24 protein-coding genes and 1 riboswitch are annotated in these 26,412 nt (G+C 44.1%); of the genes, 2 read left to right on the top strand and 22 right to left on the bottom strand.

Translation table 11 applies throughout. From position 1 onward, the window contains the following. Positions 1-24 precede the first annotated feature (24 nt). Positions 25-127, bottom strand: a riboswitch (TPP riboswitch). 96 nt (positions 128-223) lie between these two features. Then, positions 224-778 (top strand): Smr/MutS family protein, encoded by a 555-nt coding sequence (locus OMP94_RS03510; RefSeq protein WP_266276066.1) that lies wholly within the window; start codon positions 224-226, stop codon positions 776-778. Here OMP94_RS03510 and OMP94_RS03515 read toward each other — a convergent pair. The 5 genes from OMP94_RS03515 to purL form a co-directional block, all read right to left on the bottom strand. Then, on the bottom strand, positions 775-1,281 hold the full coding sequence (locus OMP94_RS03515) for a hypothetical protein (RefSeq protein ID WP_266276068.1): 507 nt from the start codon (positions 1,279-1,281) through the stop codon (positions 775-777). The genes OMP94_RS03510 and OMP94_RS03515 overlap by 4 nt on opposite strands. Before the next feature lie 18 nt (positions 1,282-1,299). Next, the gene (locus OMP94_RS03520) at positions 1,300-2,562 is read right to left on the bottom strand and encodes a bifunctional diguanylate cyclase/phosphodiesterase (RefSeq protein ID WP_266276070.1); all 1,263 of its coding nucleotides are present in this window, start codon (positions 2,560-2,562) and stop codon (positions 1,300-1,302) included. 73 nt (positions 2,563-2,635) lie between these two features. After that, positions 2,636-3,148 (bottom strand): DUF3280 domain-containing protein, encoded by a 513-nt coding sequence (locus OMP94_RS03525; RefSeq protein WP_266276072.1) that lies wholly within the window; start codon positions 3,146-3,148, stop codon positions 2,636-2,638. 137 nt (positions 3,149-3,285) lie between these two features. After that, positions 3,286-5,472, bottom strand: a complete 2,187-nt coding sequence (locus OMP94_RS03530) for a GGDEF domain-containing protein (protein WP_266276074.1) — start codon at positions 5,470-5,472, stop codon at positions 3,286-3,288. Then, positions 5,472-9,356 (bottom strand): phosphoribosylformylglycinamidine synthase, encoded by a 3,885-nt coding sequence (gene purL / locus OMP94_RS03535; RefSeq protein WP_266276076.1) that lies wholly within the window; start codon positions 9,354-9,356, stop codon positions 5,472-5,474. The genes OMP94_RS03530 and purL overlap by 1 nt, the downstream gene beginning before the upstream one ends. Positions 9,357-9,434: 78 nt before the next feature. On the opposite strand from purL, the gene OMP94_RS03540 reads away from it, so the two are divergent. Further along, on the top strand, positions 9,435-9,884 hold the full coding sequence (locus tag OMP94_RS03540) for an RDD family protein (protein ID WP_266276078.1): 450 nt from the start codon (positions 9,435-9,437) through the stop codon (positions 9,882-9,884). Here the strand turns inward: OMP94_RS03540 and OMP94_RS03545 are convergent. The 17 genes from OMP94_RS03545 to OMP94_RS03625 all read right to left on the bottom strand — a co-directional run bounded on the left by OMP94_RS03545 (position 9,881) and on the right by OMP94_RS03625 (position 26,353). Then, positions 9,881-10,105: a DUF2835 domain-containing protein gene (locus OMP94_RS03545; protein WP_266276080.1), complete on the bottom strand. Its 225-nt coding sequence runs from the start codon at positions 10,103-10,105 to the stop codon at positions 9,881-9,883. The genes OMP94_RS03540 and OMP94_RS03545 overlap by 4 nt on opposite strands. Next, positions 10,083-10,520 (bottom strand): HIT domain-containing protein, encoded by a 438-nt coding sequence (locus OMP94_RS03550; protein WP_266276082.1) that lies wholly within the window; start codon positions 10,518-10,520, stop codon positions 10,083-10,085. Before OMP94_RS03550 ends, OMP94_RS03545 begins: the two co-directional genes overlap by 23 nt. Before the next feature lie 2 nt (positions 10,521-10,522). Next, positions 10,523-13,171, bottom strand: coding sequence for an aminopeptidase N (pepN, locus tag OMP94_RS03555; protein WP_266276084.1), 2,649 nt, complete (start codon positions 13,169-13,171; stop codon positions 10,523-10,525). Continuing rightward, a complete protein-coding gene (locus tag OMP94_RS03560) occupies positions 13,172-13,495 on the bottom strand; it encodes an NGG1p interacting factor NIF3 (RefSeq protein WP_266276086.1) in 324 nt (107 codons plus the stop codon). A gap of 5 nt (positions 13,496-13,500) precedes the next feature. Next, complete coding sequence (locus OMP94_RS03565) at positions 13,501-14,532, bottom strand: WD40 repeat domain-containing protein (protein WP_266276088.1); 1,032 nt, start codon at positions 14,530-14,532, stop codon at positions 13,501-13,503. Between the two features lie 17 nt (positions 14,533-14,549). After that, positions 14,550-15,113 carry a dCTP deaminase gene (gene dcd, locus OMP94_RS03570; RefSeq protein ID WP_266276090.1) on the bottom strand — a complete coding sequence of 188 codons (564 nt, stop codon included), beginning with the start codon at positions 15,111-15,113 and terminating at the stop codon, positions 14,550-14,552. Between the two features lie 42 nt (positions 15,114-15,155). Then, positions 15,156-16,223, bottom strand: coding sequence for an iron-sulfur cluster carrier protein ApbC (gene apbC, locus OMP94_RS03575; RefSeq protein ID WP_266276096.1), 1,068 nt, complete (start codon positions 16,221-16,223; stop codon positions 15,156-15,158). Between the two features lie 129 nt (positions 16,224-16,352). Beyond that, a complete protein-coding gene (locus OMP94_RS03580; protein WP_266276098.1) occupies positions 16,353-17,228 on the bottom strand; it encodes a carbon-nitrogen hydrolase family protein in 876 nt (291 codons plus the stop codon). 46 nt (positions 17,229-17,274) lie between these two features. After that, on the bottom strand, positions 17,275-17,862 hold the full coding sequence (locus OMP94_RS03585; RefSeq protein ID WP_266276448.1) for a GNAT family N-acetyltransferase: 588 nt from the start codon (positions 17,860-17,862) through the stop codon (positions 17,275-17,277). A gap of 70 nt (positions 17,863-17,932) precedes the next feature. Continuing rightward, positions 17,933-18,340, bottom strand: a complete 408-nt coding sequence (locus OMP94_RS03590; protein WP_266276100.1) for a ketosteroid isomerase-related protein — start codon at positions 18,338-18,340, stop codon at positions 17,933-17,935. A gap of 138 nt (positions 18,341-18,478) precedes the next feature. Further along, entirely contained in the window at positions 18,479-19,360 is an 882-nt protein-coding gene (speB, locus tag OMP94_RS03595; protein WP_266276102.1) for an agmatinase, read from the bottom strand. Continuing rightward, positions 19,357-20,523: a carboxynorspermidine decarboxylase gene (nspC, locus tag OMP94_RS03600; protein ID WP_266276104.1), complete on the bottom strand. Its 1,167-nt coding sequence runs from the start codon at positions 20,521-20,523 to the stop codon at positions 19,357-19,359. The genes speB and nspC overlap by 4 nt, the downstream gene beginning before the upstream one ends. A 54-nt stretch (positions 20,524-20,577) precedes the next feature. Then, positions 20,578-21,777 (bottom strand): saccharopine dehydrogenase family protein, encoded by a 1,200-nt coding sequence (locus tag OMP94_RS03605; RefSeq protein WP_266276106.1) that lies wholly within the window; start codon positions 21,775-21,777, stop codon positions 20,578-20,580. Positions 21,778-21,842: 65 nt separating this feature from the next. After that, a complete protein-coding gene (gene speA / locus OMP94_RS03610; protein ID WP_266276108.1) occupies positions 21,843-23,786 on the bottom strand; it encodes a biosynthetic arginine decarboxylase in 1,944 nt (647 codons plus the stop codon). Positions 23,787-23,895: 109 nt separating this feature from the next. Continuing rightward, positions 23,896-24,951, bottom strand: a complete 1,056-nt coding sequence (locus tag OMP94_RS03615) for a succinylglutamate desuccinylase/aspartoacylase family protein (RefSeq protein WP_266276114.1) — start codon at positions 24,949-24,951, stop codon at positions 23,896-23,898. Then, positions 24,951-25,856 carry a 30S ribosomal protein S6--L-glutamate ligase gene (gene rimK, locus OMP94_RS03620; RefSeq protein WP_266276116.1) on the bottom strand — a complete coding sequence of 302 codons (906 nt, stop codon included), beginning with the start codon at positions 25,854-25,856 and terminating at the stop codon, positions 24,951-24,953. Before rimK ends, OMP94_RS03615 begins: the two co-directional genes overlap by 1 nt. Beyond that, positions 25,853-26,353, bottom strand: coding sequence for an ATP-dependent zinc protease (locus OMP94_RS03625; RefSeq protein WP_266276118.1), 501 nt, complete (start codon positions 26,351-26,353; stop codon positions 25,853-25,855). The genes rimK and OMP94_RS03625 overlap by 4 nt, the downstream gene beginning before the upstream one ends. Positions 26,354-26,412 lie beyond the last annotated feature (59 nt).

Here is a 26,412-nt window from a genome sequence, read left to right on the forward strand (position 1 = left end):
GGCTACAGTCAGACATTAACTATACCGGTACACCGGCTTGTTTCCTACGGAGGTCTTAACCTCTTCAGGTTCAACGGGTTTCATCTCAGCCACATCTGAAAAACAGTGGGCACCCCGACAAGTGTTTTTTCATCGTAAATCAAAATGAAGATGGGATACAAGTCCAATTTCACCTAGCACTCTGGCACAATGTCAGCAATAAATTCGATTGGTTTTAATCCACATGTCTCGCGATAAATCCCCTGAAGATGACGAGTTTGCTTTGTTTCGGCAAGAAATGCGTGACGCTGAACCGTTGCGACAAGATCCTCGGGTGACACCCAGTCGTGAATTACCCAAAGCTGTTGTTCGCAAAAGAAAAATTGAATCAGAAGCAGAACCACTTTCCGCGTTTTCGGATATGTTTGCTGACAACGTTGTGGGTAATGAAGAGGTGCTTGAATTTCGTCGTCCCGGGATTCAACACAAACAATTTGCCAAGCTACGTAGCGGCAAAGTTCACATAGATGCTGAACTGGATTTACATGGTATGACGGCAGAGAAAGCCGAACCCATCCTTTCTGTGTTTCTTGAACAATGCCAACAACAACAAATTCGCTGTGTCAGGGTAATTCATGGCAAAGGCTGGGGCTCACGCGACAATCGCCCCGTTTTGAAAAGCAAAGTAAATCACTGGCTTCGGCAAAGTGATGCTGTTTTAGCATTTTGTAGTGCGACGATTGAAGATGGTGGTAGCGGCGCTTTATATGTTTTATTAAAACGTCAGTTTACTGACTAAACTGAGTTAGTTTTTTCATTAAGCGAAATTAAAGATAAGAACTGCTTTTCCGGCGCTGTTTCCACAAATATCTCAGCCGCATTTTCACTCTCAAACGCGGCATTTATTGTGACATTTTCATAAAGCCAGAACACATATCCCTCATGTTCTACGCGATATCGCCAGTCATACTGAAATTGATACCAGCCCTTTTGCATTTCGACCAATAATTGTGGCTCAATTGCCGCCTTTAAAGTGGTTTTAAATTCAACTTTTCCGGTTTGTAAGTCAAAACGAAAACGGTCAATTAATAAAAAATTATTAATCAGCTGGAATTGAAGCCGGTTACCTAATAAATCATCGCCATGATGATCAATAATAATGTCATTTTCAGTATCAACAAATGTTGGCTTTTCACGAAGCTGATAACCATTTGGTAGTTGCGATCTGAGTTGTTGGGCTTCTTCTGATAATTGGGATTTATCCCATTGTCGGGTAATGATTTGTAACGTTAGTTTTGCCATAAGTCTTATTGCTGAGTATTAACGTACGCAGTTTTTGCCACTGTTTTTTGCCCTGTACATTGCTTCATCAGCGGCGCGAATTAATGATTCAGCATTAGTCCCCTGCTCGGGATACATTGCGACACCAATACTCGCCGACATCTCAATGACGTCATCATGCCAATAATACGGGTGACTTAATGCAAGCCTAATTTTTTCGGCAACACTCCAAGACTGGAGGCGGTTCTCAATACCAGCCAGCAGAACAACAAATTCATCGCCACCAAAACGAACAACGGTGTCAGCACTTCTCACACAGCTACAAATGCGTATTGCCACTTCTCGTAGTAAGGCATCACCAACGCTATGACCATACTGATCATTCGCCTGTTTAAATCCATCTAAATCTAAATATAAGATGGCAACATTATGTTCTTCGCGACGTGCTAGCGTTAACGCTTGTAATAGTCGATCGTGTAATAGCTGGCGGTTTGGCAGGTCGGTTAATCCGTCATACAAGGCCATGTACTGAAGTCGGGCCAACATTTGTTGTCTTTCTAACGCATAACTTAATTGGCTAGCGACAAAGGTCAGTAATGACTCTTGATTAACTTCAAGGTTTGCCAATAACGGCGTTTTAAATGAGACTCTACCAAGCTCTTTGTCGCCAACGGATAAAGGTTTTGAAACCTCGATGCTCGTTGATAACGGATCATCATTCAAACCAAGTAATACACTTTCACTCGGCTGCCAGTTGCTATCACTGGTGAAAATCACTTTTAAGCCTTGTGTTTCGTAAACAGCCACACAGAAATCTAGGCCGGGAATAAAGTCACTAAGAATATTTCGAAGTGGCAGGTAAATCTCATCCAATTGTGACTGGCTATGAATGACCTCAGACACCGCTAATAGCGTTTGTTGCATCGCTTCTGCGCACTTAATACGGCTGATATCCCGAGCGACACCTAAACGTAATTGATGCGCTTCTGACCAACTGGTTGACCACATCAAATGCACGATTTGACCATCTTTGCGAATATAACGATTATCGAAGTTCATTACCGCATGCGTTTGCATAACGTCTTTGATACTTTGAAAAGTTTTATCTTTGTCGTCTGGATGCACAAATTCCAGCATTTTTCGGCCAATCAGTTCTTCTGCTGTGTAACCCAGAACCTGCTCAGCACCTTTGCTGGCATATCGGATAGTACTATCCTCGGCAACGGCAAAAAACGCATCGAGTAATAGATCAACTTCAGCTGGTAGCGGATTGAAAATATGAGTTTTTATATCAGGTTGCACTAAGTCTAAACCTTGACGTTATGTCCATTCATTATAGTCTGGAAGTCATCAAGCTAATAGCGCCAACTGATAATTACGGTTGCCAATCTTTCAAATCACGCACAGCGTATTGAACAGCACGCTGCCAGGCTTTATTTGTATTACCGCGAAAATCAAAGGCTTTTTTCTTTACTAATTGCCCTGTCTCAACATCTTTAATTTCAATATGCAGGGTTGAAATTAAATGACTCATCCTAAAGACATATGGCGTCATCACCCAGTTTGCATTGTATTCATCAGCAATTGATATCTCACAACCATTACAATTTTGGATTTTTTGTTCTGATTGTAATGCACCAATTTCTGCAAGCGCTTTATCGTCATTAATCACATCAAATCGTGTGTCATCTTGCAGCTGTTCCCTTAGGTCGCTACTAAAAGTATTTATCTTAGCTATATTGTCTTCCTTATCCCCTGTTACAGAGCTATCACCTGTTATTTCGAAATCCATGACTAGGGTTTTACCAAGATGCTTTTCTGACGCTAATGCGATATTCGCTGTTAAACCAACAGATATGGCAAAGGTTAGTACAGATATTATTTTCATGTTTGTGAGACCTGTCTCTAAATGACAAGGTTCAACGTAACAATTCACAGCGTGGCTGTTAAGGTAGATTTGACTGAGAAATGTATGATATTTGCCCAGTAAATTTAGAGAAAAAGACTACTTCGTATGCAATGTAGCTAAGCGTGAAGTTGATTTGGGGTATCAAGATCATTACTGACAATAACCTGATTTCGTCCATTTTGTTTGGCACGGTATAAGGCTTTATCGGCGGCGAGCAATAAACTGTTTATTTCTGTAGTTTGACCTTGCAGGCTGGCAATACCAATTGATACGGTGATGGCATCTAACACCTTTCCTTGATAACTGATTTTTTTATCAGCCACTTTGGTTAATAACGCTTCAGCACGATTTAATGCATCCTCCGGTGACGCGCCGGGCATTAAGACAACAAACTCCTCACCACCGAACCGGCATGGAATATCGGTTTCACGGAAGTGCTCTAACATGATATTCGCCACGGTTCTAAGTGCCATATCGCCCGCATCATGACCATGCAAGTCATTAAAGCGTTTGAAGTGATCAATATCACAGATAAGTAATGCCAATGGCGAATCGCTTCGTAATGCGATTTGTTGTTCCCGCTGTAATGCTTCATCAAAGTAGCGACGGTTTTTCAAGCCTGTTAACGCATCTTCAAATGACATGATTTGTAGGCTTTCACGCAGCTTAATACTACTTAAGGTGATCTGCAGCCTTTCAACAACACGACGGCCAAATTGATCCATCAGTTGTTTTGTTTCTTCGTTATCAGTTTTATTACGTTCTAAGCAGTCGATATAAATAAATGGCGTGATTTGACCCTGAATATCTTCAACATCAATAAAGTAACGTGTGACCGTCGGGTCAACAGTAACCAAGTTTGGAGAAACTAGGTCTACGCGTATTTCACGTGGCGCCAAAATTTTTGGCAATCGCTCACAAACCATTAATCCTGCTTCATGTAAATCAACACTGGTTTGGAGTGCACTTATCAGTTCTTCTAATTCCAGACTATATTTGTTCATCTGGGCTAATTGTTGTGACCGTTCAATTTCTCGGTCTGCATATGCCTGTAAGCTTTCGGTTCGTTCCGTAACGCGGCGCTCAAGCATTTGGTTCATCTCATGCAGTTTATCCTGCATTTGTTTGTAGTGATGTAATGACACCGAAGCCACAATCATCGTGAACAATAACGCGCCCAACTCCATTGGAAAATCAATCCACGGCACAACACTATGGGCAATCAACATATCAACCAGCAAAAACACGGCTAACAATACAAAAGCCAGCATCACTAACTTCTGTTCGCGACTTAACAATGAAAATTGGCGACGAACAATCAATAACATCACCGTTGCCGAAAATAGCAGCAACAAGTCAAATATTGGGTAAAAAACGGCAAGATTGGCGACCTGCATTAACGATAAGGTCAAAGCCACGATCCAGTAGATCCCATGCATCCAAGCAAGCGATAAAAACCACTGTCGCTCCCGCGCCTGACACCAATGACTTAATAACATGGCGAGAAAGATAGGCATGGCAAAATAACTAAACGCAGCGATATAGCGTTTTAGCAGTGGTGCGTTAAAAACGAGTTGCGCTGATAATGCTTCACCGATAATCGTGCCTGCTGTAGCCAGTGCAAATAAACCTAGATACATAAAGTCTTGGCTATTTTGACGCATGCAGGCAAATAACAGTGCCATTAACGCTAATAGGACGCTAAATGCCGCAATAATGAGGTCATCAACACCACCACGTAACAAGTGAAGCTGTAGCATACTTTTATCGATTATCCAGATATCGCCCCACATACCGATATCGGTGTAATCTGAAAAGATTTTTAACGATAGAGTTTTACCAGCAAGTTCGTCTGGTAATGGAATGGCGTGCCATGGCCAGCCTTTAAAAGATGGTGACTTATCGGCTGTGACCTCTCCAAACTGGTAAATTTTTTCGCCGTCTATATAAGCAGCAACCGTGAGATCGATGCTGGTAACGTAAAAAACTGGATTGTGATAATGGCCTTCCGGCAGTGTTGTCCGAAACCAAACGTAACTTTGGCCGTTTCGGTCAGGAGGTGAGGCTGGGAAGGCAATAGGCTGCCAGTTTTCAGGATTTTGTAATTTGGGATCATCAATATCGACATCACCCCAAAAATATTGCCAATCTGCACCTGACAAATCTTGGGTATCTGCTGGCGTCGCAGCAGCGGCAATATTTGAAATTAAGAAAAAGCCTAACAGCCAAAACAAGAAAATAACTTGCCTTGGCTGCCAGACGGCAACGCCCCTGCTAGAAATCAGCTGAGGCAGTCGCGACATTATCCAACCCAGCGTCGTGCATTGTGGAATAAACGTAACCAAGGTGAATCTTTACCCCAGTTATCTGGATGCCATGAGTGCTGAACACTGCGAATAACACGCTCCGGATGCGGCATCATGATTGTGACGCGACCATCGGTTGTGGTAAAACCTGTTTGGCCTGCTGCAGAACCATTTGGATTAAATGGATAAGCTTCGGTACTTTGACCATAGTGATCAACAAAACGTAACGCCATTAGTGCTTTTTCAGCGTCGCCATTTGCCGTGAAATCGACACGACCTTCACCATGAGCAACCGCAATCGGCATGATTGAACCCGCCATACCTTGTAATAAGATTGATGGTGAATCAGTGACTTCAACCAGTGAAAAACGTGCTTCAAACTGCTCAGACAAGTTACGGTTAAAGCGTGGCCAATGTTCACTACCTGGAATCAGCTCGGTTAGTTGTGACAGCATTTGACAACCATTACAGACACCTAATGCAAAAGTATCTTCGCGGTTGAAAAAGGCAGCAAACTCATCACGAGCACGGGCATTAAACAACACGGTACTTGCCCAACCACGACCAGCGCCCAGTACGTCACCGTATGAGAAACCACCACAGGCAACTAAGCCTTTAAAGTCGGCCAGTGTAATACGACCTTCGACAATATCACTCATGTGAACGTCAATTGCCGTGAATCCAGCATGATCAAATGCTGCAGCCATTTCTAACTGACCGTTAACACCTTGCTCACGCAAAATAGCAATCTTCGGCCGGTGACCGCCGACAATAAATGGTGCGGCAACTTGCTCGCTGATATCAAAACTCAGCTTGGCAAAGAGACCCGGATCATTTTCATCATTTAAGGTGGCGAACTCTTGCTCAGCACAATCTGGGTTATCACGCAGTGCTTGCATGCGATAGCTGGTTTCAGTCCAGAAACGTTGTAATGTCGCACGTTTCTGCTTCAATACGCTTTGGCCGTTAACCTGAATTGCAATATCTTGTGACTCACTAGGCGCGCCAATTAGATGGCTGTGCTTATCTAGCGCAAATTGGGCCAGAACTTCCAAAACAGTGTCTTGATGCTCAGCACGAACCTGTATGACCGCACCTAACTCTTCGTTAAACAAGACCGGTAAGGCATCACCCAAGCCATTCAACTCAATATCTAAACCACAGTGGCCTGCAAATGCCATTTCACACAAGGTGGTCGCCAGACCACCATCACTGCGATCATGATAGGCAAGCAGTAAACTGTCCTGTTTCAAGACTTGCATGGCCGCAAAGAAATTTTTCAATGTTTTGGCATCATCAACATCTGGACCTCTATGGCCTGTTTGTTGATAAACCTGTGCCAATGCCGAAGCGGCTAAACGGTTATGGCCGTGTCCTAAATCGATATAAATTAATTTGGTGTCACCTAAGTCTGTGCGTAATTGCGGTGTTAAGGTTTTGCTGGCATCAGTCACAGGTGCAAAGGCACTGATAATCAATGACAGTGGCGATGTAACGGCTTTAGTTTCGCCCTCTTCCTGCCACACAGTCTTCATTGATAAAGAATCTTTACCAACTGGTATAGCAATGCCTAACTGTGGGCATAATTCCATACCCACTGCTTTGACAGTGTCATATAGCAATGCATCTTCACCACCATGACCACAAGCAGCCATCCAGTTTGCTGACATCTTAATATCACCCAGTTTAGCAATATCAGCAGCAGCAATATTCGTTAGCGCCTCACCAATCGCCATACGGCCTGATGCAGGTGCATCAATAACGGCTAATGGTGTACGTTCGCCCATCGACATTGCTTCACCCAATAAACCGTGGTGATCTGCCAAAGTCACGGCGCAGTCAGCTACCGGTACCTGCCATGGACCAACCATCTGATCACGTGCAACCAGGCCAGTAATACTGCGGTCACCAATGGTGATTAGGAAACTTTTGCTACCGACTGTTGGTAATTTTAGAACACGCTCCAACGCCATTGGTACAGTGATGCCATCTAGTTCCAATTCTGGCTTTGGCTTGCTGTGATGTTTAACATCACGCAGCATTTTAGGCGGCTTACCTAACAGCAATGACAACGGCATATCGATAGGATTATTTTCAAATACCGCATCACCTAACATTAGGTGTTGTTCATCTGTCGTTTCACCCACAATCGCCCATGGGCAACGTTCACGCTCACAGATAGCCTGAAACACTTCAACATCGTCTGGGCTAACACCTAAAACATAACGTTCTTGCGATTCATTACACCAAATTTCCATTGGTGACATGCCCGGCTCATCATTTGGAATGACACGTAGTTCGAATTTACCACCACGACCACTGTCATCGACTAATTCTGGGAAGGCATTCGACAAACCACCGGCACCAACGTCATGGATGGAGACAATCGGGTTTTTGTCATCTAACGCCACACAACGGTCAATAACCTCCTGACAACGACGTTCCATTTCAGGGTTGCCACGCTGAACTGACGCAAAGTCTAAACCTTCTTCACTAGTACCAGAGGCGACAGATGATGCTGCACCACCGCCGAGACCAATTAACATTGCAGGGCCACCCAGCACGATTAATTGCGTGCCAGGTTTCATCAGATGTTTTTCAACGTGTTGTGGACGGATGGTGCCCATTCCACCGGCAACCATGATTGGTTTGTGGTAACCACGCACTTCAAAACCACTATCAGATGGCACATTGGCTTCGTATGTACGGAAATAACCACACAGGTTTGGACGACCAAACTCATTATTAAACGCAGCACCACCAAGTGGGCCATCAATCATGATTTGTAATGCAGAAGCCATACGAGCAGGTTTACCGTATGGGATTTCCCAAGGCTGTTCAAAGCCCGGGATATGTAAGTTTGAAACGGTGAAACCAGTCATACCGGCTTTTGGTTTAGAGCCACGACCAGTTGCACCTTCGTCACGAATCTCACCACCGGCCCCCGTTGCTGCGCCCGGGAATGGTGAAATAGCGGTTGGGTGGTTGTGGGTTTCCACCTTCATCAGAATATGTTGGACTTCACCTTCATAGCAGTAATGGTTGTCGGCCATATTGACCTGAAAACGATGGCTACGAGGGCCTTCGATAACTGATGAGTTATCGTTATAAGCTTTAACAACACCCTCTGGATGTTGTTCATGTGTGTAACGAATCATGTCAAACAAGCTGCGTTCTTGCGGCTTACCATCAATGACCCAATCAGCACGGAAAATCTTATGGCGACAGTGCTCTGAGTTTGCTTGGGCAAACATCATTAGCTCGATATCGTTCGGGTTACGATTTAATGCTGAAAAGTTATCAAACAAATAATCAATTTCATCATCAGCCAGTGCCAAACCCATATCAATGTTGGCATTTACTAATGCTTGGCGGCCACCGCCCAAAATATCTACAGATAACAATGGTCTCGGCGCTGTATGCATAAACAATTGTTCAGCATCATCCACATCGTCAAAAACCGACTCAATCATGCGGTCATGTAGCTTAGCGGCGATTAGCTGTTTTTGTTCTGCGTTAATCGCATGTTTGGTTTGCACAAAGAAAGCAATACCACGCTCAACACGCTTAACATCGACAAGGCCACTGTTATGGACGATATCAGTCGCTTTACTTGACCATGGTGAAATTGTGCCCGGACGCGGCGTGACAAGTAACAGTGTTTCATCACTAGCTGCGACAGAATCTTTACTCTCAGCAACCAACAATGTTTGTAATGTCGTTAAATCTGATGCTGACAATTGGCCGTCATTTTCAATCTCAGCAAAATAACGATATTCGCTGCGTACCCCAGTGATATCAGGTAATTCAGCGCGCAATCCACGCAGTAATTTCTCGATACGAAACGCAGAAAAAGCCGATTGGCCGATCAGATGCAACATTTGAAACCCGATTCACAGAAAACGAAACCGAATATGATACTTTATAGGCCATTTTTAGCCCAATAAAATTGAGCCACTATGTCAATCACTGCTTCAACTATTCAACGCCCTAGCCCGCTTCGCCTGCTTGGCATCTTGCTATATGACTCATTACTGCTGTTATCCGCGCTAATGGTGGCTGCTGGTATTGCTGTCGCTTTTAATGGTGGTGAAGCAATTGGTGCGCGCAATCCGTTCTTTTTTATCTATCTACTCGGCGTTGCCTTTGTATTCTATGGCTGGTTTTGGACCCATGGCGGCCAAACTTTAGGCATGCGCGCATGGCAGGTCTATTTGATAAGTGGCAATCAAACCGGCATTAATTGGCAACAAGCTGGATTACGTTTTGTCGTGTCGATTTTTTCTTGGCTGCCCGCCGGGTTAGGCTTTGCTTGGCAGTGGTTTAGTGCCGATAAATTGAGCTGGCATGACATCGTATCAGGCAGTGAACTTGCGCTAATCAAGCGTGAAAAAAATGCCAAACCTTAACCAATACGCTCGATTGATTTGAGCTTGTTATTAGTATCAATCAGGATTTGAAAACGACCACTGATACCATGCTGACCAATAAATCTTCTGATATGGGATGCGGGAAACTGGATTGATTGACCGCTATCTGTGACCACACGTACCGATAATGCTTCGCCTCGGTAATAACGCATGGCCTGATCACGGCCAACTTGCATGCTAAATGTTAACTTTCTGTCCACTCACCAGAAAACCTGCAAATAAATCCTGTAAATCTGCTATCGCTTTTTGTTTTTCCTTTTCAGGATAGGCAACCGCTTTGCCATTTCCCCACACTGGCGCAGGCCAAGCTGGATCATCCTTAAATCTTGCAATCACATGCACATGTAGCTGTGGCACTTGGTTACCCAAAGCTGCCATATTCATTTTATCGGCACCGGTAAGGTCTTTTAGGCGCTCGGCGACAAATGAGGTTTCTTGTAATAGCAGTTGCTGATCTTTCATCGACAAATCAAACATTTCACTCATTTGTTCACGACGCGGCACCAGAATTAACCATGGGAATCGCGCATCATTCATCAGCAAAATCTGGCAAAGCGGCAGATCACCAACCTCAATAGTGTCATTAGCTAACTGCTTGTGTAATGAAAACGCCATGATTAACTCGCAAGATATTTGTTAACGATTTCAAACACATCAGAAGACAGATCGGGTTGTTTTGCGATCGACTGTAATGCTGAGCGCATTTTTTCCTGGCGTGCTTCATCGTATTGACGCCATGAGTTAAATGCACCTAACTGACGTGCAGCAACCTGTGGGTTGAGCTTATCCAAGATCAGAATTTGCTCAGCTAAGAATTTGTAACCACTGCCATCTTTAGCATGAAACTGTGATGGGTTATTACGACAGAATTGGCCAATCACGGCACGCACATTATTCGGGTTTTTGATGCTAAACGCTTCGTGTTGCAACAAGCCTTTTACACGATGCAGTGTACCCGGCAAGGTTGATAAAACTTGAACCGTGAGCCATTTATCAACCACTTGGCGGTCATGTTGCCACTGATGGTAAAACGATTGTAATGCCTGTTGGCGTTCAGAGCCGTCAACATCCACCATTTGCCGTAAACCTGCCAACAAATCAGTCATGTTGTCTGCTTGCTTCATTTGCTTAAGACAACGTTGTGTCTGCATTGGATCTTTGGTTGCCATCAGATATGACAGACAAATATTTTTCAAACTACGCTGCGCCATATCCTCAGCCGCAAAGCGATACTCTCGTTTCACATTAAGCTGTTGATATATGGCTTCAAATTGCGCTTTTAATGCTTTTGCAATCGCAAGCTCTACCTGCTGGTGCACGGCATGAATCGCATCAACATTAGCGACATCCATTTGCGCCGCTAAATAGTTTTCAGTTGGTAACGACAACATTCGTGCCGTTAGCGCCGGATCTTGTTCCACTTGTTTTAGAACTGCCCGTAATTGTTCAATTAACAAGTCTGGCACTTCAAGCGATTTACCCGATTGATAATCAGCAACCATGGCTAACATGACGTTGATAAATAACGTCTGACCGGCATCCCAACGGTTAAAGCTGTCAGCGTCTTTGGCCATCATAAATGCAAGTTCAGCATTATCTCGAGGCTGATTTAATTTAACTGGCGCCGAAAACCCACGAAGCACCGACAAATATGGCAGCTCATCGACATTGATAAACGTAAATGTTTGGCTAGCTTCGGTTAATAACAGAACTCGCGTTTCTGCATCCGAGGCGTTTGTTTCGCCTTGTAATTGAAGTGCCAGACTTTGTCCTGATTGACCAATAAGACCAACTGCCACCGGCATCATAAACGGTAATTTTTCAGTCTGGCCTGGCGTTGAAGGGCAAGTTTGAGACAAGGTCACACTGAAAGTTTTCGCTGCTGCATCATAGTTACTTTCGACTGAAAGTGTCGGTGTACCAGCTTGTGAGTACCAACGTTTGAATTGGCTTAAATCAAGTTTATTAGCATCTTCAATAGCAGCAACAAAATCATCGGTTGTCACTGCTTGACCATCATGACGGTCAAAGTAAAGATCAGTGCCTTTACGGAAGCCTTCATCACCAGCCAATGTTTTTAACATTCTGACGACTTCGGCGCCCTTCTCGTAAATCGTTACGGTATAGAAGTTACTGATCTCGATATAACTGTCGGGACGGACAGGATGTGCCATTGGACCAGCATCTTCTGCAAACTGCATACGACGTAACATATCGACATCATCGATACGTTGTACTGCAGCAGAATTGAGATCAGCACTGAATGACTGATCCCGCATAACAGTAAAGCCTTCTTTCAGGCTTAACTGGAACCAGTCGCGACAGGTAACACGATTACCAGACCAGTTGTGAAAGTACTCATGACCGACAATACTTTGAATGGTATAGAAATCAGCATCTGTAGCCGTTTCTGGACTGGCTAAAACGCAGGCGGCATTGAAAATATTCAGGCCTTTGTTTTCCATCGCGCCCATATTGAAATCGTTAACGGCTACGATCATAAAGACATCTAAATCATACTCACGGCCGTAAGCTTCTTCATCCCAACGCATCGATTGTTTTAGTGACGTTAAAGCATGGTCACACTTATGGTGATTTTCAGGATCAACAAAAATCTGCAGTTTGACCTCGCGACCACTTTGCGTGGTAAAGCTATCTTCCTGGCAATACAAGTCACCAGCAACCAAAGCAAACAGATAAGCTGGTTTTGGATGTGGATCATGCCATTGCACCCAATGACGGCCATCAGCCGCTTCGCCAGCCGCTTGCTGATTACCGTTTGATAACAAATTTGGCCAACTCGCTTTGTCAGCCTCAATCGTGACGGTAAACACTGACATCACATCAGGACGATCTGGGTAATAAGTAATCCGACGAAAACCTTCGGCTTCACACTGCGTGCATAAAATCGAGCCCGAGTGATACAAGCCTTCTAACGCAGTGTTTTGATCAGGGTAAATTTCAGTTTCAATTTCCAGCGTAAATTGCTCAGGGACTTTAGGCAGCATCAGCTGATTATCAGAGCGTTGATACTGGTTTGCACCCAGCGTATCACCATCTAATTTGATCGACAATAATTTTAACTGCTCACCATCTAGCTTTAATTCCCCACCCTGACCTTCAGGATTACGACGCATCATCAGTTTGCTACTGACAATGGTTTTTGCAGGATCTAAAGCAAAGTGCAACGTGACGTTATCAACCAAATAAGCAGGTGGTTGATAATCAGCTAAGCGAATCGTCTGCGGCACCAACGGGGCGTTCATTTATCGTAAATCCTCAATTGTTTTAATCGGCCAGCATTCATAAGCAGGCACTTCATAGGGGTGTGCAAGTAACAATGCCGTGATAACTGGTTTTAAAATGTCATCAGGGCAAATCACTTCGACACGATATTCGTTAACTTGTTCAATTTCACCTTGTTGACCAATAAACGGCTGACTACCGTCAAGTGGACGAAATTGACCTGTGCCTAGTGTTTCCCAGCTACAGCTATCATAACCATTAAATTGCCCCGCGCCCGCATCAAAAATGGCTTTTTTGACACGCTCTTTGTGGGTTTCGGGAACATAAAAAACCAGTTTATACATATACGTTACCGCCATGGCCACTGTTGGGCATAACCATCACCACCAATCGCCAATACCGAATTATCGTTATTTCTAAAGCTGACCGCTTGGATAATGATGCCTGGACTCAATTCATTTTGCCTGGCGACTTTCCAGCATTGTTGTTTATCACCGTTTGGCAAACGCCAAATACACACGCGCTCGTTACTATGCCCCGTGATCAGTAAAGTGCCGTCGGCGGAAAAGTTAACTGCGGTTGTGGTGTAATCGAAGATTGGGAAATTTGGTAGTGGCCATTCTTTAGGCCACGGCGAGGTGCGAAGGCTTGCTTGTAAATCACCATTAGGCATAGCCCACAAATGGGTTTGGTCAGTATCACCTGCAGTAATAACAAAACGACCTTGCGGCTCGAATTTGACTAAGTTAACGCGATTATGATGTTTCCAACTATGGAGCTGCTCGCCGGTTTCAATGTTCCACAGACGTGCCATGAAGTCGTCACCACCTGTTAGTGCGAGCTTCCCATCAGGAGAAAAACTTACCGTATTAACTGGTTGATTAATTTCAGAGTTGATTGGGCTGCCATCGTGAACAAATATCTGTCGAACTTGGTTAGCAGCGATATCAAAATAAATGGCTGTATGATTCGCCAAGGCAATCAATAAAAAATCGCCTTCGGGTGACAAATCAATGTCGTTAACACGCATTGGAAATGCTAAACGGTTAAGGGGCTTCCCAGAATCAATATCCCAAACCAAGACTTTGTCATATTCGACGGTTGCCGCACGTTTTGCATCCGCAGAAAAAGCAACAGCTTGTGTGCCAATACTATTATCTGCATTATTTTGCCAATCGTATTTGATTTGGTTAGTGGTTGTATCCCATAGGCGCGCAGCCGTATTGGTGCTGCCTGACAATAGCAATTGACCATCGTTTGAAAACTCAGCGGCATAACTACTCTTACTATGCCGCCACTGCGATATATCAGGAGATGGCGCCTCACAAGCCGACAATAAAACGGCTAAACCAGCAATAACAGGGATTGATAACCTTGGCATCAGCATCCCTATATTGCTCAAGATCTTGGTAACGTTACGCCGCTCTGACCTTGGTATTTACCACCCCGATCTGCATAAGACGTATCACAAACTTCGTCAGATTCAAAAAACAACATTTGTGCCACACCTTCGTTGGCATAAATTTTTGCTGGTAATGGCGTGGTATTAGAAAATTCTAATGTCACTTGCCCTTCCCATTCAGGCTCTAGTGGCGTGACATTAACAATGATGCCGCAGCGAGCATAGGTGGACTTACCTAAGCACACCGTCAAAACATTACGTGGAATGCGGAAAGTCTCGACCGTACGTGCCAGCGCAAAAGAGTTTGGTGGAATGATACAAACATCAGAATTCACATCGACGAAACTATTGGCGTCGAAGTTTTTCGGATCCACAATCGCCGAGTTGATATTGGTAAAAATCTTAAACTCAGTTGAGCAGCGAACATCATAGCCGTAGCTTGATGTGCCATAAGAGATAATACGGTTACCATCACGCTCACGAATTTGGCCCGGTTCAAAAGGCGAAATCATGCCCTGCTCAGCCATCCGGCGAATCCATTTGTCTGACTTAATACTCATAAGTACTCACAAAACCCTTTGTCAAAAAAACCATAATAGCGATCAATCGTTCTTAATCACAATATTTGGGAATGCAGCAGAATAATCTTTACCTTGTTTCGCCAAGTTCGCAGCGATTCGACGAGCGATTGCTCTGTAGGCCATCGCAATATCACCATCAGGATTTTTCACGACTGTTGGCTCACCATTATCAGCATCTTCACGAATATTAATATCTAAAGGCAGGCTACCCAACATGTTCACGTCGTATTGCGTTGCCATGGCCTGACCACCACCGGCACCGAAGATGTGCTCTTCATGACCACATTGGCTACAGATATGGGTGCTCATATTTTCAACAACGCCCAAGACCGGCACTTTGACCTTCTCAAACATCTTCAAGGCCTTACGCGCATCAAGTAAAGAAATATCTTGAGGCGTTGTTACGATTACGGCACCACTGACAGGGACTTTTTGCGATAACGTCAATTGAATATCACCGGTACCTGGTGGCAAGTCGATAACCAAATAATCTAATGACTGCCAGTTGGTATCGCCAAGCATTTGCTGTAATGCTTGTGTGACCATTGGACCACGCCAGATCATTGGCTCTTCTTCATCGATCAGAAAACCAATTGACATACTTTGCAAACCAAAGCTTTCAATGGGCTCAATCGTTTTACCGTCAGCAGATTCTGGACGTTGGGTTGTACCCAACATGCGTGGCTGGCTAGGGCCATAAATATCGGCATCAAGAATACCGACTTTGGCGCCTTCTGCTGCCAATGCTAATGCAAGATTCACCGACGTTGTTGATTTACCCACACCACCTTTACCGGAGGCAACGGCAATAATGTTTTTCACATTTTCCAGCGCTGGCACACCCTGCTGAACTTTATGTTTAATCACTTTAAAGCCAACAGACACATCAGCATTCACACCATTGTCAGCCAATAGTGCTTTGATTTGTGATGCTAATTCGTCTTGATAGCCTTTGCATGGATAACCAAGTGTCACGGTGACGTTATCACCATCAACTTTGATAACCGCTTTACTCTCTGCTAACGACATTTCGGTAGAGGGATCGATAAAGCCTTCAATCAATTGCTTCACTTGCTCGGGGTTGGTCATGCTGACTCCTGAAAAACCAAATATTTGTTTCGTATTTTACGCCTTGCCCTCAAAGGCTTCATCCACACGGTGAGTGTGGTTATCCCCATCTCAGACAAAAAAACACCGCATTAATGCGGTGTTAGAGAGTTATTTAGGCGCGTTGAGTGTTGTTTGTTTTGGCCAGTCACGGTAATTAAATACCTGACCTTCTTGGCGAACGCGGGCAATTTCCGCTAAATCCAAGTCGGCATATACCCAACCTGGCTTATCACCTACACCTTCAACAAGGATGCCATTATCTGGAAAACCGTAATCAACTGGCGTGTAAATGCTGGCACGACCAGTGTTGACATCAACGGCTTCTGACCATGCTGCTTTACCAAATGTTGGTGACTGCACGACATAACATTGATTTTCTAATGCGCGCGCCTGGCAACCGATACGCACACGATAAAAACCTGCTTCGGTATCAGTACAGCTTGGTGCCAAAATCAAATCTGCACCGGCTTTAACTTGCTGGTTAGCAATTAAAGGAAACTCACTGTCGTAGCAGATGTTAATGCCAATCTTACCGATGTCAGTTTCTAGCACTTTAATATCAGCGCCAGCATTAATCAGCCATTGCTCATTTTCAAAGCGTGTCATGATCAGTTTATCTTGAAAACCAACCAGACCGTCTGGGGAATAAAGATTCGCGCGATTACGGAATGAACCATCGGTTTGCAGAACAGGGAAAGTACTACCCAAAATCATCAAATCGTATTGACGAGCCAACTCAACATGTAAGTCTTGCCACTGGGCATAAACATCTTGCATCGCATGCAATTGCTGACCTAAGTCTTTGTAAACTGACTCACCAAATAGTGATGCCAATTCCATACTGCCGTATTCTGGGAATACCAATAATTTGGCTTCTACTTCCGCAGCTTCTTTTACCCACTGGTGTAATTTTTCAGCAAAATCCGTCCATTGGTTAAAAAAACCAATGTCGTACTGCGCCGCAGCGACTTTTACTTTACTCATCAAAATTCCGAATATCTGACCTGCTTAGCTGCAGGCGCAATAAAACTTAAAGGGCTTTCATCCAGAAAGTCATTGGCTTTGGTGACTCAATGTCTTCGCCAATTTCTTTCCAACTAAAGGTGGTATGTAGTTCTGGATGCTTCTCATAACCACGTTTACGCCAAAAATTGTCTAATGGTTTGAAACCTGCTGGGCGACGTGGGTGATCTTCAGGGCGTTGAACACCACAAAAACAGCTATGAGTATAACCACCTAGCTCACGAGCATGGGCTTCACGATGATCAAAAAAGGCAACACCAGCACCTTGACCACGATATTTAGAAATTAAAACCGACTCACCACAATAAAAAATCTTATCGACATCAAGACCCGCTTTAATAAACGGCGCCTTTACTTCATCAGTTTCATATTTCAGTGGAATACCAGTTGACGCACCAACAACTTTATCGCCATCGAAAGCCAGCACAATGACGCTGTCTTTACATTCGATGTAGGTTTGTAAGTAACGTGCTTCGTATTCGGTATCGCCATCATACAAATACGGAAAGTCTCTAAAAACTTCGATTCGTAAACTGGCTAATTCAGGAATGTATTGTTTAAGTGCTTCGCCCGAAAGACGTTTCAATTCCAGCATCATAAAACTCGGTTAGGATTTGTGACGGGAATACGATGCCGCCATAGGCGGCACCGCAATTCAGGTTTGATCAACCTACGACTTGTTTGATCCAGTCTTCCAGGTTGTAGTAGTTAGTGATGCGAGCAACTTTGCCATCACGGATTACAAAGAAAGCACCTGCAGGCAGGTCATATTTTTGACCAGCAGCTTCTGGCAAACCTTCGTCTGTGCTTAAGTATTCACCCAATACTGTGAATTCAACTGCAGCACGGTCACCAGCATCGTTGGTTGTGATTGAGATATCAACGATTTGCTCTTTGTAGTGAGCGTTCATGCGATCCATAAACGCAGAGAATTTTTCTTTACCAACTTCACGGCCGCCTTGGTTAACGTCATGGATAACGTCATCAGTCAGCATTGCCAAAAAAGCGTCCATATCTTGACGATTAAAGGCAGCGTAATAGTCTTGCAGCAAAGTAACGGTTGCTTGGTTCATGGTGCAGATCCCGTGGATTAAAAAAACGGCGGATTTTAGCGTGTAAACACTTCAAAGAAAAGCAAAAAGTGTAAATTCGCTGCTCAGCCTAACTCACCACTGAAATCAGATGTTGATTATGAAATTGACGTCATCGACTCAGTTACGATGACGCGCAGTAATTCCCATTAACTTATAGGTCAACAAAGATGCTGCAAAGTCGTAAGCATGGAAGCCTTCGATTGGCGCAAACTCCATAATGTCGAAACCAATGATTTGTCTTTGCTTGGCGACAGACTCAAATAAATTTAGTGTTTGATACCAGCTCAAACCACCCGGCACTGGCGTACCAGTTGATGGAAACACACTTGGATCCATGCCATCGACATCTAATGTAAAGAATACTTTTTCTGGAAAATCATCAGGTAAGGTAATGCTATTAATGTTGTTTGGCACTAACTCATCACTGTCTTGGTAATAAACACCAAAGTCTTCACGAACTTGTTTTTCTTCTTCACAGTAAGCACGAATACCTAGTTGATACAGTGGAATCCCCATATCAACGGCACGTTTCATAACTGAGGCATGACTCAAAATGTCACCTTCATAGGCGTGACGTAAATCGCAGTGAGCATCGATTTGCACAATACCAAAGTCATCAATACCCGCGGCTTTTAAGCCTTGAATAACGCCGTAGGTCACTGAATGCTCGCCACCCAAAATAACCGGAATACCACCGTTTTTAATGATGTTGGCGGTTGCACTCGCGATGTTTTCCATCACCTGTTCAGGGGCAACACTGCAATCAACTGGTGGGCAGGTGTGGATTCCTAAATCACAAGGACTCGATTTACCATCCCATTTTTCTAACTGCCAAGAGGCATTCAAAATCGCCGATGGCCCTAAATTGGTACCACCTCCGTAAGAAACTGTTTTTTCATAAGGCACTGGCAATACATGAAACATTGCCTGTTGAGGATGTCCCTGATCAATCTCAGAACCAAGGAAAATTGGGAATTGTTCGTCCAGTTCAACACTCATGATAAACGCTCTTTAAAATCTTCATAACCGAATGTCTTAACGACTTTCAGGGCATCGGTTTCGCTATTCCAAATTGCTAATGAAGGCAATTTGGTGCCATTAAATGTGGTGGTCTTAACCATCGTATAGTGACCCATATCTTCAAAAACGATACGTTGACCAATTTCTAAAGGCGCATCAAAACTGTAATCGCCAATAACGTCACCAGCAAGACAGGTTAAACCACCTAAACGGTAGGTATGGGCTTTTTCTTCTGGCAGTCCTGCGCCGGTAATGTCTGGACGATACGGCATCTCTAACGTATCTGGCATATGACAAGTTGCAGACGTATCTAAAATTGCCTGATTTAGGTGGTTCCAAGTGATATCGAGTACTTCACAGCTCAAGACTCCCGTGCCGATAGCAACAGCCTCCCCCGGCTCAAGGTAAACAGCAACATCATGGCGCGCTTTAAATGCTTTGATTAAATCCACTAAGCCATCGATGTTATAGCCGGGTGCAGTGATGTGATGACCACCGCCAAAATTCACCCACTGCATTTGTGGCAGCAAATGCCCAAACTTCTCTTCAACGGCTGTGACCGTCCGCTCTAATGGTTCAAAGCCCTGTTCGCACAAAGTGTGAAAATGCAGGCCACTGATACCATCCAATAACGACTCATCTAGTTGCGACAATGGAATACCAAGACGTGAGCCTGGTGCACATGGATCGTAGATTGGCACGGCGCCTTCTGAGTGTTCTGGATTAATCCGTAAACCAAACGTCAATTCAGACCGTTGTTGCTGCATTTCCAGACATTCATCACGAAAACGCCGCCACTGGCCACATGAATTAAAAACTATGTGATGCGCAAAGGTTAATAACTCAGTGATATCTTCTTGGCTGAATGCAGCCGCAAAAACATGCACCTCACCACCATAGGCTTCGTGACCTAGACGTGCTTCATGTAAACCACTCGCACAAGTACCACTTAGATACTTTGCTGTTAATGGCGCCAAAGACCACATTGAAAAGGCTTTTAATGCAGCCAAAACTTTAGCGCCACTACGGGTTTGTACATCATGCAAAATACGTAAATTTCGCTCAACAGCGACTTCATCAACAACAAAACATGGTGAAGGCAGCCGACTTAAATCAAGCTTAGTAAAATCTGTAAATTGCATTAAATATCAAAAACCTAAAAAGTAAACTTAAACTAAAAAATATTTTTCGGTTGCTTATTTATCGAGGTCGAACGTATCCAGCTCGACAACATTCCATGGCAAACCATATTCATTTAAATCAGCCATGAATGGGTCTGGATCAAATTGTTCAATATTCCAAACACCCGCTTTTTTCCATTTACCTTCCAGCATCATTTTGGCGCCAATCATCGCCGGTACACCGGTGGTATATGAGATAGCTTGTGATTGAACCTCAGCATAGCAATCTTGGTGATCTTTGATTTGGTAGAGGTAAACCGTTTTGGTTTTACCGTCTTTAACACCCTTAACAATACAGCCAATACAAGTTTTGCCTTTGGTACGCGGACCTAAAGTTGATGGATCAGGTAACAATGCTTTCAAGAATTGGATTGGTACGATTTGTTGACCATTAAACTCAACAGCTTCAATACCGGTCATGCCAACATTGCCTAACACTTCAAGGTGTTTCAGGTAGCTTTCACCGAAGCTCATCCAAAACTGGGCACGCTTCAGCGTTGGGAAGTTAACAACCAATGATTCCAACTCTTCATGATACATACGGTAAATATTGTAGGTACCAACATTTTCAGGACAGCTAAAACTCGCTTTCTTCGACATCGCTGGTGTTGTGACAAACTCACCATTTTCCCAGTGACGACATTCAGCTGTGACTTCTCGAATATTGATTTCTGGATTGAAGTTGGTCGCAAATGGGTAACCGTGATCACCACCATTCACATCGATAATATCCAGCTCATGAATTTCATCGAAGTAATGCTTCGCTAAGTAAGCAGTAAATACATTCGTTGCACCGGGATCAAAACCGCTACCTAATAAAGCCATCAAGCCTGCTTTTTCAAATTTTTCGCGGTAAGCCCACTGCCATTTGTATTCAAACTTAGCCGTATCAAGCGGCTCATAGTTGGCTGTATCCAAATAATCAACACCGGCTGCCAAACATGCATCCATGATGGTCAGATCTTGATATGGCAAAGCAACATTGATGACTAAATCTGGTTTTTCTTGATTTAGTAAAGCCGTTAACTCAGGCACATTGTCAGCATCGACTTTTGCGGTACGAATTGGGCGTGATAACTGCGCCGCAATCGCTTTACATTTGTCTTCATTACGACTGGCCAGCACGATTTCTGAAAAGACTTCTGGTAACTGAGCGCACTTATGGGTAACTACGCCGCCGACGCCGCCGGCACCAATAATCAATACTTTAGACATAGCAATTAAAATCCTTGATTAAAACTTAGCTATAACGCAAATGGGTGAAAAATTGATGAATCTAATCATCTTTCAAAAAAGGTGTAACCATTCAAGCTGTCATTGAAAGCACGTAGCATTTGCTGGCGCATAGAGACTGAAATTTTACCGTCACGAACCGCCTGCTCAGCAAGCTTGCGGAACTGCTCCTGCATGACTTTAGGGTCGTACTCAACGTAACTCAAAACGTCAGCAATACTGTCACCATGGAACTCACGGATAAAGTCAAAGCTGCCATCTTCGTTAATATGGACACTGACAACGTTGGTATCACCAAACAAGTTATGTAAATCGCCCAAGGTTTCTTGGTAAGCACCGACCAAAAAGACGCCAAGGTAATACTCTTCACCTTCTTTTAATGGGTGAAGTGGCAGTGTTTTATGAATACCGTCTTCATAAGAAAACGAATCAATCTTCCCATCACAATCACAGGTCATATCCGCCAAAACAGCCGCACGCGTTGGTGCTTCATTTAAGCGATGAATCGGCATGATCGGGAATAACTGATCAATTGCCCAAATGTCTGGTAATGACTGGAATAAGCTGAAGTTACCGTAGTAAATATCAGACAGTAATTCAGGTAGGTTTTCGAGTTCAGCAGAAATACGGCGTGCTTGTGGCAGCAACTCAGAGATTTTCTCCCAAATCGCTAACGCCAAGTTTTCAGCGAGTGCACGATCTCGCAATGTGGCCTGACCATGATGGAAAAGCTCACGTAGCTCATCACGGTAGTACAACGAGTCGTTGTAACACTCTTGGAGATTCTGAACTGTTACATTATTCATGACCGAGTACAGATTAATAATCATGTCATGACTATCTTCTGGTGCGGCTTCTGGAATTTTACCCGGCTTATGATCACGCACTTCCAGTACGTTAAATAACAGCATTGAAGAGTAAGCAACCAAAGCTCGACCCGACTCAGAAATAATCACTGGATGTGGAATTTCGAGTGGATCTAAACACTCTTGTAGTGTCTCGATGATATTGTAACAGTACTCATCCAAACCATAGTTCATTGAGTGTGTGCTATTTGAGCGCGTACCTTCATAGTCAACCGCTAAACCACCGCCCAAGTCGAGGTAGCCCATAGGCGCTCCCTCTTCAATCAAGCCAGTGTAAAAACGGCAAGCTTCCATAACACCACTACGAATATTACGAATATTCGGGATCTGCGAACCTAAATGACTATGTAATAACTGCAGGCAATGCAGCATGTCAGCTTGTTTAAGCTGTTCAACGACTTCTAATAATGCATTTGTAGACAAACCAAAGATCGAGCGATCACCGCTGTCACCATTCCAGTGACCTTCCACTGTTGACGCAAGGCGGATACGCATACCGATTAGTGGGTCGATACCCAATGCTTTACTACGTTCTAAAATGGTTTGTAATTCAGTGGCTGTTTCTAAAACGAAAAAGCACTTAATACCCATCTGACGCGCATAAAGTCCAAGTTCAATGAACTCTTCGTCTTTGTAGCCATTACAGATGATGAGACTATCGTGATCACGTAACTGTGAAATCGCAATAATCAGCTCAGCTTTACTACCGGCTTCTAAACCATGGTGATAACGACGACCGTAATCAGCAATCTCTTCGATTACATGACATTGTTGGTTAACTTTAATCGGGAATACACCACGATATTGGCTTTGATAACCAGCATCTTCAATGGCGCGAGCAAACGCTTCGTTGATTTGAGTAATACGAATATCAAGCAGGTTTTCGATACGCAGAACCGCAGGCATATCAAGGCCGCGTTCTTTCATACCATTGACGATATCCAAGATAGAAACTTGGACATTCTTTTCGCCAATTTTTAAACTAACAACGGCATTACCCTCATCCGAAATATCAAAATATTCCGCACCCCAGTCACGCACACCATAAAGCTTACTACTTTGTTGTGCATCCCATTCAACGGGTAGATCTGTTGAATTGGAATCGTGGGATTGGGCTTGTGTCATCAGTTTGACCCCCTTTGGTATCAGGTAAATCGCGGAATTGTCACTATTTTAAAGCAAAAATGCAAAACAATTATGACACTGGCAAAGCTAATGCCAGCAAGGCTTTTCGTTAAATGATTGGCATCTCTTCGGGCACACTGGTATCGGTTGCTGGATCGAGTCGAATATTAAATGCCTCGACTGAGTCAGCCACTTCATCTGGCCGGTTAAATCGCGCAATGTGAAATAAGGCTTCCCCCTCATTCACCAATGGAATATTAGTTCGTCCAATGATGACACCACTACAACTGGCCTCAACCATGGTTTCAGTGGTTTCGCCACCATAAGGCGCGGCCACCATCCCCAAACAATCGCCTTTTTTAACATGAGCGCCCATGGGAACTAACATACGAAAAATACCACTTTGTGGCGCTCTAACCCAGGTACTGCTGCGCGCTACAAATGGTTCGATTGGTTTTAACTGTTTGCCGGTGTTAGCTGTTAACATGCCAATCTTGCGCATCACTGCCAAAACACCACGCACACCAGCACGAATTGCCAACTCATTAAATCTTAATGCTTCACCAGCCTCATACACGATAACTGGCACGCCAGCTTCTTGGCAGGCAAATCTTAATGACCCTTCAATAAGGCCTGAGTTCACAATCACTGGCGCATTAAACGCGCGGGCCATTTCTTCGACACCCGGACTATCTAATGCCGCACGAATTTGTGGCAGATTATCTCGGTGAATGGCAGCAGTGTGTAAGTCGATACCATGGGAACACTTATCAACTACTTCACTCATAAATAGATTTGCAAGTCGTGCAGCGAGAGAACCTTCTTCAGACCCCGGGAAACAACGATTTAAATCGCGTCTGTCAGGCAAATAACGTGATTGATTGATAAAACCATAAACATTAACCACGGGGATGGTGATTAACGTGCCTCGCAACCCTTTTAGCCGTTTACTGCGAATCAGCCTACGGATGATTTCTACGCCAACAATCTCATCACCATGAACGGCACCAGAAACAAACAGAACGGGCCCATCACGACGACCACGAATCACTTGTACCGGCATACTTAACGCCGTGTGCATGTAGAGATCCGGCAGCGGCACATCGACAATTTTGGTTTCGCCAGGTTTGATTGCCTTACCGGCAATAATCAAATCCTGCGCCATTAACCGCGACCTCGGGTTTTGGTATTACCCAACTTAGCGTTTTTTTCGGTGAATTCGATTATCTGCGTAGCAATATCTTTGTTGGTAGCAGTCTCAATGCCTTCCAGTCCTGGCGAAGAGTTAACTTCCATGACCACTGGACCATGGTTTGAACGCAGTAAATCGACACCACAGACGTTTAAACCCATAGTTTTTGCCGCTCTCACAGCCGTTGCCCGTTCCGCAGGCGTAATGCGAATGAGGTTAGCCGAACCACCACGATGTAAATTAGAGCGAAATTCGCCCTCTTTTCCTTGACGTTTCATGGCAGCAACCACTTTATCGCCAATAACGAAACAGCGAATGTCGGCACCGCCTGCTTCTTTAATAAATTCTTGAACAAGGATGTTAGCTTTCATGCCCATAAAAGCTTCGATAACACTCTCGGCAGCAGCTTGTGTTTCGGCTAATACAACACCGATACCTTGTGTGCCCTCAAGCAATTTAATGACCAGCGGCGCGCCACCAACCATTTTGATTAAGTCATCAACATCATCGGGACGATGAGCAAAACCGGTAACCGGTAAGCCGATACCTTTACGAGATAATAATTGCAGTGCACGTAATTTATCGCGAGATCGACTAATCGCGACAGATTCGTTAAGCGGGTAAACCCCCATCATTTCAAACTGTCGAAGTACAGCTGTACCGTAAAAGGTGACAGATGCACCGATACGCGGAATAACGGCATCAAACCCAGTTAAATTTTCACCTTTGTAATGCACTTCAGGCTTCATCGAGGTGATGTTCATATAGCAACGCAAAACGTCTAAAACATGGACCTCATGACCGCGCGCCTCAGCAGCTTCAACTAATCGCTGCGTCGAATACAACTTAGGGTTGCGCGACAAAATGCCTATTTTCATGCAGATTCTCCATTCGGCACACTACCCGACTGCGCCTGAATTACATCAATGAGATTTTGCCCTGCCAGATAAGACAGAGTGGGATTAACCACTATATTACCAGCGGTCATTGCGGTTCGCCCAAGTAACATTCTAAAGCGCATCGTATCGCGATTGGTTAACGTCACTTCAATGGGAAAACTGCTTTCACCAATTTGCAGTAATGTTTTGATCACATAGCGTTTTTCGGTATGACCACCAGAGTCAGTGACATCGCGTTCATCTAAAACGGGTGCTTCACACCACACTTCAGTTTCGGTATCCCCTTGATTGGGATGAACTCCAAAGCGCACCCAAGTCAGATTATCGCGCTCGAACGGTATAACTGAAAATGCATGGATAGCTGAGGTACGTGCGCCAGTATCCACTTTGGCTTTAATTTCATTGATACCTAATTCAGGCAAAGACAACCATTCTCGCCAGCCAACAATAATATGGCCTGATTCATCTCTATTCATATTTATAGTTGTTTGAAGTGAATAATAGACAAAACATAAACGAGCTTGGTCATTAATGC

Origin of the sequence: Methylophaga sp. OBS3 (assembly GCF_026319325.1) — a bacterium.
Lineage (GTDB): Bacteria > Pseudomonadota > Gammaproteobacteria > Nitrosococcales > Methylophagaceae > Methylophaga.